The 14,035-nt window shown below is 39.9% G+C and carries 11 protein-coding genes and 1 tRNA gene; 3 read left to right on the top strand and 9 right to left on the bottom strand.

Annotation, left to right across the window (positions count from 1 at the left end):
• Nucleotides 1-14: 14 nt before the first annotated feature.
• The 7 genes from nuoH to ndhC form a co-directional block, all read right to left on the bottom strand.
• Nucleotides 15-1,031, bottom strand: coding sequence for an NADH-quinone oxidoreductase subunit NuoH (gene nuoH, locus GTK57_RS01955; protein WP_152872809.1), 1,017 nt, complete (start codon nt 1,029-1,031; stop codon nt 15-17).
• 3 nt (nt 1,032-1,034) lie between these two features.
• Nucleotides 1,035-3,716, bottom strand: coding sequence for an NADH-quinone oxidoreductase subunit NuoG (gene nuoG, locus GTK57_RS01960; protein ID WP_163121037.1), 2,682 nt, complete (start codon nt 3,714-3,716; stop codon nt 1,035-1,037).
• A gap of 11 nt (nt 3,717-3,727) precedes the next feature.
• Nucleotides 3,728-5,056, bottom strand: coding sequence for an NADH-quinone oxidoreductase subunit NuoF (gene nuoF, locus GTK57_RS01965; protein ID WP_152872807.1), 1,329 nt, complete (start codon nt 5,054-5,056; stop codon nt 3,728-3,730).
• Nucleotides 5,053-5,562, bottom strand: coding sequence for an NADH-quinone oxidoreductase subunit NuoE (nuoE, locus tag GTK57_RS01970; protein WP_152872806.1), 510 nt, complete (start codon nt 5,560-5,562; stop codon nt 5,053-5,055). Before nuoE ends, nuoF begins: the two co-directional genes overlap by 4 nt.
• 14 nt (nt 5,563-5,576) lie before the next feature.
• The gene (gene nuoC, locus GTK57_RS01975; protein WP_152872805.1) at nt 5,577-7,364 is read right to left on the bottom strand and encodes an NADH-quinone oxidoreductase subunit C/D; all 1,788 of its coding nucleotides are present in this window, start codon (nt 7,362-7,364) and stop codon (nt 5,577-5,579) included.
• Between the two features lie 86 nt (nt 7,365-7,450).
• On the bottom strand, nt 7,451-8,128 hold the full coding sequence (locus GTK57_RS01980; protein ID WP_152872804.1) for a NuoB/complex I 20 kDa subunit family protein: 678 nt from the start codon (nt 8,126-8,128) through the stop codon (nt 7,451-7,453).
• Nucleotides 8,129-8,135: 7 nt separating this feature from the next.
• Nucleotides 8,136-8,684, bottom strand: coding sequence for an NADH-quinone oxidoreductase subunit A (gene ndhC / locus GTK57_RS01985; RefSeq protein ID WP_163121039.1), 549 nt, complete (start codon nt 8,682-8,684; stop codon nt 8,136-8,138).
• Nucleotides 8,685-9,158: 474 nt separating this feature from the next.
• On the opposite strand from ndhC, the gene GTK57_RS01990 reads away from it, so the two are divergent.
• The gene (locus GTK57_RS01990) at nt 9,159-9,515 is read left to right on the top strand and encodes a hypothetical protein (protein ID WP_152872802.1); all 357 of its coding nucleotides are present in this window, start codon (nt 9,159-9,161) and stop codon (nt 9,513-9,515) included.
• An 88-nt stretch (nt 9,516-9,603) separates the two neighbouring features.
• Here the strand turns inward: GTK57_RS01990 and GTK57_RS01995 are convergent, their stop codons facing one another.
• Both GTK57_RS01995 and prpF read right to left on the bottom strand, forming a co-directional pair.
• Nucleotides 9,604-10,512, bottom strand: a complete 909-nt coding sequence (locus GTK57_RS01995; RefSeq protein ID WP_163121041.1) for a polyprenyl synthetase family protein — start codon at nt 10,510-10,512, stop codon at nt 9,604-9,606.
• A gap of 208 nt (nt 10,513-10,720) precedes the next feature.
• Entirely contained in the window at nt 10,721-11,911 is a 1,191-nt protein-coding gene (gene prpF / locus GTK57_RS02000; RefSeq protein ID WP_163121043.1) for a 2-methylaconitate cis-trans isomerase PrpF, read from the bottom strand.
• 309 nt (nt 11,912-12,220) lie between these two features.
• On the opposite strand from prpF, the gene GTK57_RS02005 reads away from it, so the two are divergent.
• Together GTK57_RS02005 and GTK57_RS02010 are read left to right on the top strand one after the other, a co-directional pair.
• Complete coding sequence (locus GTK57_RS02005) at nt 12,221-13,606, top strand: amino acid permease (RefSeq protein WP_152872800.1); 1,386 nt, start codon at nt 12,221-12,223, stop codon at nt 13,604-13,606.
• An 85-nt stretch (nt 13,607-13,691) separates the two neighbouring features.
• A tRNA-Arg gene (locus tag GTK57_RS02010) sits at nt 13,692-13,764 on the top strand.
• The last annotated feature ends 271 nt before the right edge of the window (nt 13,765-14,035 follow it).

The following is a 14,035-nucleotide window of genomic DNA, read 5'->3' on the forward strand; positions in this document are numbered from 1 at the left end:
TTCTCCCTGCTGTCTTAGGCCTGATTCATCAGAATCACAGCACCAGTCACCAAAAGGTTCACCAATGCCAATGGCAAGCAAATTTTCCAACCAAAATTCATTACTTGGTCATAACGTGGACGCATTAATGAACCACGCGCCAATACAAACATCATTACAAAGAATGCTGTTTTAATAATGAACCAGAATGCAGCTGGAAGGAATGGAATATCTAAGTTGAATGGCGCTAACCAACCACCAAAGAACAAAGTCACGATAAGTGCTGAAATAAGTACAACGTTTACGTATTCCGCAACGAAGAACATACCCCACTTCATACCGCCATACTCGACGTGGTAACCCTCTGCCAATTCTTGTTCAGCTTCTGGTTGGTCAAATGGATGACGATGCGTTACCGCAACACCCGCAACCACGAAAATTAAGAAACCTAAGAATTGTGGAATAACAAACCAAACATCTTTCTGTGCTTCTACAATTTCACGCATGTTAAATGAGCCAGCAATTGCCACCACACCCATGAGGGAAATACCCAAGAACACTTCATAAGAAATAGTTTGAGCTGCAGAACGTAAACCACCCAATAACGCATATTTGTTATTTGATGACCAACCACCGAAAAGTACTGCATATACTGCAATACCTGCCATTGCCATAAAGAACAATAAGCCAATGCTCATGTCTGCAACACCTAAATAAGGTGAAACAGGAATAACCATGAACGATAGCACCGCAGTTGCCATCGCAACTGCTGGAGCCATACGGAATGTTAATTTGTCAGCGAATTTTGGTGTCCAGTCTTCTTTGAACATGATTTTAAGCATGTCGGCAACAATCTGGAACATACCACCTGGACCTACACGGTTCGGACCATAACGGTCTTGCCATAAGCCAAGTAAACGACGTTCAATAAAAGACATCAAAGCTGCAATCAAAACCACAACAAGTAAGATCACAATCGCTTGAATGACTGAATAGGCAATTGGCCAATTTTCAGCCCACATCGGCGTTTGACGGATTAATTCTTGTTCCATGAATTACACTCCTACCGCGACTGAAACAGGCTCTGCAAGTGATACCGTTGGTGCTAAACCAATTGGGTAACCAATATAACCTGTTGGTAAGTATTCAATTACGAGTACAGGAAGAACAATTGAAGTTTCCCCTGCTTTAACCGTAATTGTTTGACCATCTTGAACATTCAAGCGTGCAGCATCTTGTTCGCCTACTGCAAATACCGCTTCAGGAATACGCGATTCCATTGCAGGTGTTTTCACAGTAAATTCACCAGAACCAAAGATATGATGCATAGGTACAAGACGGAAGCTTTCAGCATTCACAAGTACAGGTGCTGGAGCAACGAAAGTACGCGCAGGACGCTTCGCTAAACGATCAAACAGACGAATACCAGAATCACCACCTTTTAATGAACCACCCACTTTATCTTGGAATTTATTCCAAGCTTGCGGAGAGTTCCAACCTGCAGACCATGCAAATGGTACAAGTGGAGATGGCGTTTGATTACCTACATAACCTTCCATAGAGAATGTTAATGCAGAATCTTTATCTGTAGGTTGTTTCGGCTCATGAATAGACAATGGTGCACGCATAGACGTACGACCTGAGTAACGACGTGGTTCACGCGCAACTTTAAGACCATGAACACGGAAGCCTGCATCTGGCGCTACATCTTGAATTGCTTCTAAAGCAGGTACGTTTTTCGCAACTGATTCAATCACATCATCAAGAACAGTCCAAGAGATTGCTTGACCTTTTACGCCTGTTTCTAAAGCGTGTAACCAGCGCCAAGATTCTTTAATTGCAAGTTCTGGTTTGTAGTAGCTTGGGTCATACACTTGGTAGAAACGTTGTGCACGGCCTTCTTGAGATACAACAGTACCATCACCTTCAGCGAAGCTTGCAGCAGAAAGAACCACAGAGGCTTTCTTAACAGTTTCAGTTTCAGCGTGATCAAGAACAATCACATCTTCCACTTTCGCTAAAGCAGCATCAACTTGTTTTGCAGGTAAACGACGGTAAAGGTCATTTTCAACCACAATGATTGCATCGTAATCTTGTGCAAAAGCTTGTTCTAAGCTTTGACCACCAAAGATTGCTAAGCCCATTGAGTTCACTTCAGGAACAGTCAATGTCAGACCTGCATTACCAAGGTTCTGTGCAACTTGTGCAGCAGCTTCCATGATTGCAGCATCTTGTAAGCTAGTACCCGAGATGATAAGTGGCTTTTTCGCAGCTTTTAAAGTATCAGCAATGGTTTGAGCAAATGCTTTCGCATCATCATCTAAACCAAGAATGCTTTCGCCTTTCACGCCTGCAGCAATTGCAAAACCTAAACGCGCGATATCGTTAGGAGAAGCAACAACTTCGCCTGTCGCAACATCAGCTAAACGAGTTTGCGTTGCAGCTAAAATATAGATTGGAGATTTAGCATCTTGTGCAATACGTTGAACAGGTTCAGCCAACCATTCTTGCGTACGACGCTCAGCTGCCATCTCTTTGCCTTTATTTTTCGCAGCTTGGCGAACAGATAAAGCCATACGAGGCGCAGTTTGAGTTAAGTCTTCACCCAAAATCAACACAGCATCGTAGCTTTCAATTTCACGCATATTCGGGTTATAAACACCCTCTGTTTGCATGATTGAAGCCGCTAATTCAACAAGGCTTTGTTCTTTTTGAGACAAACCTGTTGAATAATTTTCTTGACCCACCAATTCACGAAGCGCGAAGTTAGACTCAAGAGATGCACGTGGTGAACCAATACCCAATACTTTTTTGCCTTGGATATTTTCAATTACTGTATCAAGTGCTTTATCTACAGAAACTGTAGTAACGCTTTCACCTGAACGGAATTGTGGTTGACGTGGACGATCAGCGTTATTCACATAACCTGTACCGAAACGACCTTTATCACATAGGAAGTATTGGTTTACTTCACCGTTGAAACGGTTTTCTACACGACGTAATTCGCCATAACGCTCACCCGGAGAAATATTACAACCTGAAGAACAACCTTGGCATACGCTTGGCGCATACTGCATGTCCCATTTACGGTTATAACGCTCAGAATGCGTTTTATCAGTGAATACACCTGTTGGACATACTTCAGTCAAGTTACCTGAGAATTCAGATTCCAAAGTACCTGATTCAGGACGACCGAAGTAAACACGTGATGCACTTGCATACACACCAAAGTCTGTACCACCAGCATAATCTTTGTAGTAACGAACACAACGGTAACATGCGATACAACGGTTCATTTCGTGAGAAATGAATGAGCCTAGCTCTTGGTTATAATGCGTACGTTTTGTGAAACGGTAACGACGACGATCATGCTGTGTCATCACAGTCATATCTTGTAAATGACAATGACCACCTTCTTCACACACTGGACAGTCGTGTGGGTGATTCGTCATTAAGAATTCAACGATTGAAGCACGGAATGTCTTTGCTTCGTTGTCTTCAATAGAAATATAGGTATTGTCAGACGCAGGCGTCATACATGACATAACCAAGCGACCACGGGTATCTTCCGGATTCGCATATTGGGTCACAGCACATTGACGGCAAGAACCGACAGAACCTAAGGATGGATGCCAACAAAAGTACGGAATATCAATACCCAAAGATAAACATGCTTGTAGCAAGTTCTCTGAACCATCGACTTCATACGATTTGCCATCGACATGAATTGTAGCCATAGTCGAATTCCTTAAGCTTGTTCTACGTTGCTAATTTGAGCAGCAGCATCAACTACTTTTGCTTCAAATTCGCCACGGAAATGTTTGAGTGCGCCCATAAGCGGTTCCATCGCACCAGGTGCGTGAGCACAGAAAGTTTTACCAATCCAAAGCTTACGAGTAAGTTCTTGTAAGTGATCGATATCTTCTTTCTTACCTGTACCATCTTCAAGTGCTTTAAGCGCTTTAACAGCCCAAGGTAAACCATCACGACATGGTGTACAGAAACCACAAGATTCACGTGCAAAGAATTCTTCTAAGTTACGTGTTGCAGAAACCATACATTGAGTTTGGTCAACAACCATCAACAAGCACGTACCTAAACGTGAACCTGCTTTCATGATGCTTTCAGCATCCATAGGCAAGTCAATGTGTTCAGCAGCCAAGAAGTCTGTAGATGCACCACCTGGTAACCATGCTTTCAGCGTTAAGCCATCACGCATACCACCAGCATGATCTTCGATCACTTCGCGCGCAGTTGTACCAAATGGAAGTTCCCATAAACCAGGGAATTTCACTTTACCTGAAGCACCGTAAATTTTCGTACCTGGATCTTTCGACTTACCTTCAGATAAACCGATATACCATTCAGGACCACGAAGCATGATTGCTGGTAAGTTGTTGTAGGTCTCTACGTTGTTGACAATTGTAGGACGACCCCAAGCACCTGCAACTTGCGGGAATGGTGGTTTAGTACGAGGGTTTGCACGACGACCTTCAAGCGAGTTAATCAATGCAGTTTCTTCACCACAAATATAACGACCCGCACCCGTATGTACGTGTAAATCGAAGTTCCAACCTGTACCTAGGATGTTTTCACCTAAGTAACCTTTCGCACGAACTTGCTCTAATGCTTCATTTAAGTATTGAGCAGCTTCAATGTATTCACCACGGATGAAGATATAACCTTGTGTTGCTTCAAGCGTATAGCCTGCAATCAACATACCTTCGATCAATTGATGAGGAAGTTTTTCCATCAACAAACGGTCTTTGAAAGTACCTGGTTCCATTTCATCGGCATTACAGATGAGGTAACGAGGGCCACCATCATTTGGCGCCATCAATGACCACTTAATCCCTGCTGGGAAACCTGCACCACCACGGCCTTTTACAGTTGCAGCTTTAATGACATCTAACACTTCAGCAGGTTTCATACCTAATGCTTTTTTAAAGCCTGCATAACCTTCAAGTGTTTCGTAATCATCTGCACTGCGCACGTTTTCCTGTTTGCTCAAACGCCATGTTAGCGGATGAGTTTCTGGGTTGCCGTCGCCATAAATTGGTTTTGGTTCAGTATTCATACATACTTCTCCAATAACTGTTTAACTGAAGACACTTCCACTAAACCGTGAGTATCTTCATTAATCATTAAGGTTGGACCTTTATCGCAGTTACCCAAACAGCAAATTGGCAAAATAGTGAAACGACCATCAGCTGTCGTTTGACCAAATTGAATACCTAATTCACGTTGGAAAGCTTCTGCTAAAGTTTCCGCGCCCATTAAGAAGCATGCAATTGAATCACATAATAAAATTACGTTGCGACCTACAGGTTGGCGATAAATACGATTATAGAAAGTAGCAACACCTTCTAAATCTGCAACTGTCATACTTAACATTTGAGCAATTGCATTCATTTGCGCATCATCTACCCAACCATTACGGCGTTGTACACACTTCAATGCATCTAAACATGCAGCGCGTGGATACGGATAGTGACCAATGTGATGTTCAATTTCATGAATTTCTTCCGAAGTTAAAATTCCTTCAACCGTCACACGTGGTTTTTTATCTGTCAAAATCATCATAATGCGTTTACCCCTTAGCGATCCACGTCAGCCATTACGACGTCAATTGTCGCTAAATAAATGATCAAGTCAGACATTAAGCTGCCGTTAATCACAGAAGGCATTTGCTGTAAATGCGTGAAAGTTGGTGTACGAATACGAGTACGGTAACTCATCGTTGACTTATCTGAAGTCAAGTAGTAGTTAGACGCACCTTTTACCACTTCAGCCATTACAGATGCTTCACCAGCAGGCATTACAGGACCCCAAGATACGCTCAAGAAGTGCGTAATTAGCGTCTCAATATCTTGTAATGTTTTATCTTTTGGTGGTGGAACAGCCAATGGATGATCTGCTTTATATGCACCAGAAGGCATGTTGTCTAAACATTGCTTCACGATTTTCAATGATTCTTCGATTTCTCGGAAGTGAACCATGACACGTGCATAAGCATCGCCTTCATACTCTAATGGCACATCGAAGTCGTAGTTTTCGTAACCGCTATACGGACGATATTTACGAACGTCGAAATCGATACCTGTTGCACGTAAGCCTGTACCAGTCACACCCCAAGCCAATGCAGATTTCGCATCATACTGAGCAACGTTACGCGTACGACCAACAAACACTGAGTTTTTCAATGCTGCTGTGTAGTATTCGTTCATACGCTTCGGCATCCAATCTAGGATTTCGCGAATGAGATGTTGCCAGTTGTTTGGAAGGTCATGCGCTGTACCGCCAATACGGAACCACGCTGGGTGCATACGGTAACCTGTGATTGCTTCAATCGCATCATAGATTTTTTGACGATCTGCAAACATATAGAATACAGGGGTCATACCACCCGCATCTTGAATCGCTGTACCAATAAACAATAAGTGGTTATTAATACGGAACAATTCAGACATCATGACACGGATACATTGTGCACGGTCAGGAACTGTAATTCCTGCCATTTGCTCCACACCCATTACATAAGGCATGTTCTGTGCACAGCCACCTAGGTAATCGACACGGTCTGTATACGGAATGAATGAATGCCAAGTTTGACGTTCAGCCATCTTTTCCACACCACGGTGGTGATAGCCGATATCAGGCACACAGTCTTTCACTTCTTCGCCATCTAACTGCAAAATAATACGGAATGCACCGTGCGCAGATGGATGGTTAGGACCCAAGTTCAAGAACATGAAATCTTCATCATCATTTCCACGTTTTAGACCCCAATCTTCAGGTACAAAACGTAAATGTTCTTGTTCGAAATCTTGTTTCGCTTGGTTTTGCATGTACGGCGTATATTCAGTCGCACGTGCAGAATATTCTTTACGAAGTGGGTGACCTTCCCAATATGTAGGTAACAAAATACGGCGGAGCATTGGATGCCCTTCGAAATTGATCCCGAACATATCGTAAGCTTCACGCTCGTACCAGTTGGCATTTGGCCAAATGTTCGTTGCCGTAGGAAGATTTACATCATTCTCAGACAAAGCAACTTTAATACGAATATCACTATTTCGCTCTAACGATAACAAGTGATAGAACACTGTAAAGTCAGATGCAGGCAAACCGTCACGATGGGTACGTAAACGCTCATCTGTAGCAGATAAGTCGAATAACATCACGTAAGGACGTTCGACTTTGCGCAAGAACATTAAAACGTCTTGTACACGTGCGCGCTCAACCCAGACCGTTGGAAAATCTTCAAAAGTCGTTTGCACATAGAAGTTCTCACCAAATTTGGTTTTGAGCTCTTCTACAATTGCAAATGCAGGGCGTGAATCAACAGGCGTTGACTCTGGCATAGCAATTTCAGTTTCAGCCATTGGCTTGGCTTCCTATTTAATACAAATTCAGTCAACTTAAACGACAACTACACCCATTCGGGTGCATCAAAAATTTGTCACTTAAATTATTTAATTTCATCCATCGAGCGTAAGTTTTTCACTGCAATACGCTGTGCATTCTTACGATCACGTTCTGGCTGCATCTTTGGCTTATACACTGGCTTAAGATCATCACCAATCACCGCTGAAAGTGGACGGCGCTCGAGTTGAATTTGGTCTTGTAGCAACATTAATGCTTGAATTAATGCTTCAGGACGTGGCGGGCAACCCGGCACATAAACGTCGACAGGAATAATTTTGTCCACGCCTTGTACAACCGAGTAAATGTCGTACATACCGCCTGAGTTTGCACATGCACCCATTGAGATAACCCATTTAGGCTCAAGCATTTGCTCGTACAAACGTTGAATTACAGGTGCCATCTTAACAAAGCAAGTCCCTGCAACAATCATCAAGTCTGCTTGACGTGGCGAAGCACGAATTACTTCGGCACCGAAACGTGATAAGTCATGCACGCCAGTTAAAGTCGTTGCATACTCTACGTAGCAGCAAGATGTACCAAAGTTAAACGGCCAAACTGAGTTTTTACGACCCCAGTTTACTGCTGTATGTGCTAAATCCTCTAAACGAGTCATAAACACATTTTTATTCACTTCATCTTCAAGCGGATCTGTAACGATTTGACGCTCTTGAAGTGGATATTGATCAGCATCCGGATTCGCACGGGTTAAGGTGTATTTCATCCCGTATTTACTCCTTGTCAGATGATGCAGTCGGTGTTTTTGGTTTCACACGACCAGAAGATTGCGCTGGAATTTGACCTGTAGGGTCCATAACCAACTCTTCAATTGAGTTAAAGCGCGTAATTTCAGCTATATCCATATTTGGAGAACCGACTTTAGGTTTAATCCCTGCTGCTTTACGCTTATCTGAAGGTGCCCAATTAAGTGCTCCTGTTGATAGCTCATAAACCAAACCAACGAGTAAAACTAAAATAAATACAGCAGCTGTAGCAAAACCAACCCATCCTACTTCACGAACTGAAGCAGCCCATGCGTATAGATAAAGAGCCTCTAAGTCGAAGACAACAAAGAAAATTGCCACTAAATAAAATTTAGCGGACAAGCGAATACGTGCGCCACCGGCACCTACAACACCCGACTCGAATTGTTCTTGCTTAGCTCGCCCCCACGACTTACCCCCAAGGAGTAACGGGACAGTGAGCATAAAAGCGCATAAAAATGTAACGCCGATCACGAAGGCAATAATTGCCCATTCGTATGGAGTAATGGCACTCATGCGGGGATAACTCCTGGCAGGCCTATTTATTAACAAAGAATGTATGTATTGGCCTTCAAATACACCAAACACAAAATTAATCCTTCCAATTGTACCTGATTGATGATGTATCTTGCTAGTTTATAAGCCCTAGTCTTTTGGATGATTTTTTCATCATTTTCGATATTTTTTACATTTTAAGCACACAACTCAGGCTTTAATCGTTTTAGGCCATCAAAAAATAAAATGTAAAAATTTAATCAACATAAAAAACATAATAATTTAATCGAATATTTACCCATAAATGATTATTAATCTCATAAAAATTAATTTATCTATTTGTTTTATTGTATTTTCCCCCAAATTAACATTTATATAATTATTTGTTTTTGTAAAAAATTTGAAAAACAATACATAAAGCTATTTAAATATTCTCTTTAAGTGTGCTATTTCTATGTTATCCAATCAAAAATTAAACAATAAGGGCGCAAATACATGAATTTAGATATTACTCATAAACCCAATTATTTCTTATACGCACAACTTATTATTCGCCATGTTGAGAACTACATCAGTAAGCACCCAGATGCTGAAAATGCTATTTTTGATTTACGTGATATCTATGAATTATTTCGCCATGACAAAGCGTCTGCAACCACAAATTTAGATGGCATTCTCAACATTGCCGATGAATACAAAGTGGAAACACTGAATGGTGATAAAAAACTCATTAGCAAATATTCAATTAATGTTGCAAACAACTCACTACTCATTGACTTTGATGCTGATGCACTACAAGCCATCAAAAATGGGAAAAAAATTATTGTTCCTGATGCAACCATTACAGAATAGTTTTTAAAAACTAAAAAAAGCGTGCCTTCATTGCACGCTTTTTTTATTTCATTCTTTACTAAAGAAAAATTGCTTCTCATTTTTAAAGCTATTTTTTACGGTGAAGTAAAAACTGAGAAATTAAAACCAATTCTTCAGCAGAACCACCAAAATATTCTAAAGTTAAAAATGCCTGATCATGTAATTCCTGTGCATACTCAATAGCTTTATCTAAGCCCATTAATGCAGGATAGGTAGATTTCTCTACCAACTCATCTTTACCTGCTGTTTTACCCAAAACTTCCGTTTCAGCAGTAACATCCAAAATATCATCTTGAACTTGAAATGCTAAACCAATGGCTTGTGCATATTCGCGTAATTTAGGAATTGCAACATCCACCCCATCAAAAATAGCAACTGCAGACATCATGACAGCCGCAGAAATAAGTGCACCTGTTTTATTACGATGAATATTTTCCAATGCTTCTTGATCAACACGCTTGCCTTCTGCCTGCAAATCTAAAACTTGACCACATACCATTTTTGATGAAGCTGTCGCTAAAATTTGCACTTGTTTCAAGACAATTGAAGCATCGACCGCAGCACCCTGATCAAACAAACGACTTCCTAAAATTTCAAATGCCATCGATTGAAGAATATCTCCCGCTAAAAGTGCAGTATCTTCACCAAAAGCGACGTGACAAGTCGGTTGACCACGACGCAATAAGTCATTATCCATACAAGGCAAATCATCATGTGCTAACGAATAACAATGAATAAGCTCAATCGCAACTGCGGCACGACGTACTGCCGCATAATTTAAGTTCGGCTTTATAGATGCTGTTGCATATGCCAATGCAGGCCTAACACGCTTACCACCCAACATAACCGCATGATGCACCGCGCCTTTTAAAGGTTCAGGAATCGCAAATGCATCTAAAGCGGTCAACAAATCTTGTTGAATACGCTGTTGCGCTGCGGAAAGTACATTATTTTGTATGTCTGCTGATGATGACACGTGAGCCTCTATAATTTTATAAATTCCAAATTAAAATTAGCCATTTAAAGATGGTCAATTTAACTGTTGGCTATTGTACATATAAATAGATATTCATACTTTTTTTTTGATGTATAAACCCACATCAACTTTTATTATTTTTATATAAGTAAAATAAACAAAAACACCTCTAATTATAGAGGCGTTTTATCCATCAGCTGAAGATTAATTATCTCAAATGATCAGCAGGAATTCGCACCCAACCTTCCATCAAAATTCGAGCACTGCGACTCATTACTGCTTTTTTCACTACCCATTGACCATTTTCTTTTAATGCTTGCGCACCAACACGCAAAGTCCCCGATGGATGACCAAAACGCACAGCTTCTCGCACTCCACCACCTGCAGCTAAATTCACCAATGTTCCAGGAATTGCAGCCGCGGTACCAATAGCAACAGCAGCTGTTCCCATCATGGCATGGTGCAGTTTCCCCATAGAAAGTGCACGAACCAATAAATCGGTGTCTTGCTCTGAAATGAGTTTACCACTTGAAGATGTATATGCTTTTGATGATGCTACAAATGCAATTTTAGGTGTATGTTGACGATTTACTGCTTCGGAAATATCTTGAATTAACCCCATCTGCTTTGCACCATAGGCACGAATGGTTTCAAATTTTTCTAAAATTTTAGCATCACCGTTAATTACATCTTGTAACTCAGTACCATCAAAACCAAGCTCTTCTGCATTTAAGAATATAGTAGGGATACCCGCATTTATAAATGTCGCCTGATATGTTCCAACATTTGGCACATCTAAAGTATCGACAACATTTCCCGTTGGAAACATTGCCCCTCCATCTTCACCATCATCTGCAGGGTCTAAAAATTCAATTTGAACTTCCGCTGCAGGAAATGTCACTCCATCAAGTTCAAAATTTCCTGTTTCCTGAACTTGCCCCTGCGTAATCGGCACGTGTGCAATAATGGTTTTTTCAATATTCTTTTGCCAAATACGAACAGTGCAAATCCCATTTTCAGGAATTCTGTCTAAATCTACCAAGCCATTATTGATAGCAAAAGCACCAACTGCCGCAGTTAGATTGCCACAATTTCCACTCCAATCTACAAAAGGCTTATCTATTGCAACCTGTCCAAACAGATAATCCACATCATGATTTGGCTGTAAACTTTTAGATAAAATAACCGTTTTACTTGTACTTGACGTTGCCCCACCCATTCCATCTATTTGTTTTCCATACGGATCTGGGCTTCCAATTACACGAAGTAAAATTTGATCTCTTATTTTTCCTGCAACTTGAGCTTCTTGAGGTAAATCATCTAATTTAAAAAATACACCTTTACTTGTACCACCACGCATATAAGTTGCTTGAATTTTAACTTGTGCTGCAAAGCTCATTTAGACATCCCTTTGTCTTTATATTTACAATATTTTCTAATAACCAAATCTAGCATACTGTGTTTTTAATCTCGCTGTATGCATACATGACTTAAGTATAAAAAAACAACACACCCCAAAAAATATTTTTCAACTTTTTTACACTATTTGTTTAATTTATTTACTTGATTGTACTAATATTTATATATATTTTATTTATAAATATTTTTTACAAATATCATGATATTCGTTGCCTTTTAGCGTTTCTCTAGGCTAATTGCAATCGATCTATTACAATCTTGATACTTATTCATCGTCGGGCTGAAAAACTTGAATAAAAATACTACTGAACTTCAGCGTGGCTTAAAGAACCGTCATATCCAATTAATTGCCATGGGTGGTGCAATTGGTACGGGCTTATTCTTAGGTTCCGCTCAAGTCATTCAATCCGCAGGTCCATCTATTATTTTGGGTTATGCGATTGGTGGCTTAATTGCTTTTTTAATTATGCGTCAATTAGGCGAAATGATTGTTCATGAACCTGTAGCAGGTTCATTTAGTCACTTTGCATATAAATATTGGGGTAAGTTTCCAGGCTTTTTAACTGGCTGGAACTATTGGATTTTATATATTTTAGTGGCAATGACAGAACTGACTGCTGTTGCTAAATATATTAACTATTGGTGGCCCTTTATTCCTGCATGGGCATCTGTACTGTTCTTTTTCGTTATCATTACAGCCGTTAACTTAGGCAATGTAAAATTTTATGGCGAATCTGAATTCTGGCTGTCTATCATTAAGGTAGCCGCTGTTGTCTCTATGATTATTTTCGGTCTATTTTTATTACTAACCGCAGATTCAAACTCAACAGCATCTTTTAGCAACCTTTGGAGCCAAGGTGGATTCTTTCCGAATGGATTTGAAGGTCTATTCTTTATGCTCGCTTTCATTATGTTCGCATTTGGTGGTATTGAGCTTATTGGAATGGCAGCTGCCGAAGCAGACAATCCAAAGAAAACCATTCCTAAAGCAATCAACCAAGTTGTTTTCCGAATTTTGATTTTCTATATCGGCTCTCTTGCAATTCTTTTATCTTTAGTGCCTTGGAATCAATTAGAACTTGGCGGTTTAGATAAAAGCCCATTTGTGATGATTTTTAGTCAACTTGGCATTAATTGGGCTGCACATTTACTCAACTTTATTATTTTAACAGCTGCATTATCTGTTTATAACAGCGGTATGTATGCCAATAGCCGTATGCTTTACAGCTTAGCTAAACAAGGAAATGCACCAAAAGTATTTGCTAAAGTAAATAAACAAGGTGTACCAATTCCAGCTGTTTTGCTTTCTGCATTATTAATTTTTGGCTGTGTACTTTTAAACTACTTTGTACCAGAAGAAGCACTTGGTCATTTAATGTATGTGGTCGTTGGTGCATTGGTTCTTAACTGGGCGATGATTACCCTCACCCATTTACAATTTAGACGTGCGAAGCGTGTTTTGAATTTTAAAACATCTTATCCTGCGCTTTGGGCACCAGTAAGTAATTATATTGTTTTAATTTTTATTGCTATTGTTCTATACATCATGTGGGATCAAGGTTTTAAAGAGTCTGTGGTGATGATTCCTATTTGGATCACACTAATGTTGGTTCTTTTTGATCGATTAAATCCGAAAGATTTAAGTGATGTAAAAGTTGAAAGTGACGAAATTTAGAAATTCGCGTTAAATTAAAAGGTTATTACTTCGGCGATAACCTTTTTTTTTGACCTATTTTCAGCTAAATTAGGCAACACTCTTTGTGCCCTTAGCTTAACTGGATAGAGCAGTTGCCTCCTAAGCGACCGACGTGGGTTCGAGTCCCGCAGGGCGCACAAACCATATTATTTTAAAATACACTTAAATATATATTAAAAAAAAATTAAACACTGATAAATATAGATATATTTCAAAAAAACTCAAAAAAAATTACTTTATTTAGACTTTTTTCATATCAATAAACTAGATCAACATTCAACTACAATCTTTACTTAAAAGGTTCAGACATAAATATAGCTAATAATTAGATTAAAAAAATGTCTTAATGCCTACAAATTCACATAATTAGTAAAACAAAATAACTACACAAGTATAGTTTTTAATGCT

The sequence above is a fragment of the Acinetobacter portensis genome (assembly GCF_010646905.1).
GTDB classification, from domain to species: Bacteria; Pseudomonadota; Gammaproteobacteria; order Pseudomonadales; family Moraxellaceae; genus Acinetobacter; species Acinetobacter portensis.

Excerpts from the sequence above, each read along its gene's own strand:
- nuoH (WP_152872809.1), bottom strand. The coding sequence starts at position 1,031 with ATGGAACAAGAATTAATCCGTCAAACGCCGATGTGGGCTGAAAATTGG.
- nuoG (WP_163121037.1), bottom strand. The coding sequence starts at position 3,716 with ATGGCTACAATTCATGTCGATGGCAAATCGTATGAAGTCGATGGTTCA.
- nuoF (WP_152872807.1), bottom strand. The coding sequence starts at position 5,056 with ATGAATACTGAACCAAAACCAATTTATGGCGACGGCAACCCAGAAACT.
- nuoE (WP_152872806.1), bottom strand. The coding sequence starts at position 5,562 with ATGATGATTTTGACAGATAAAAAACCACGTGTGACGGTTGAAGGAATT.
- nuoC (WP_152872805.1), bottom strand. The coding sequence starts at position 7,364 with ATGGCTGAAACTGAAATTGCTATGCCAGAGTCAACGCCTGTTGATTCA.
- GTK57_RS01980 (WP_152872804.1), bottom strand. The coding sequence starts at position 8,128 with ATGAAATACACCTTAACCCGTGCGAATCCGGATGCTGATCAATATCCA.
- ndhC (WP_163121039.1), bottom strand. The coding sequence starts at position 8,684 with ATGAGTGCCATTACTCCATACGAATGGGCAATTATTGCCTTCGTGATC.
- GTK57_RS01990 (WP_152872802.1), top strand. The coding sequence starts at position 9,159 with ATGAATTTAGATATTACTCATAAACCCAATTATTTCTTATACGCACAA.
- prpF (WP_163121043.1), bottom strand. The coding sequence starts at position 11,911 with ATGAGCTTTGCAGCACAAGTTAAAATTCAAGCAACTTATATGCGTGGT.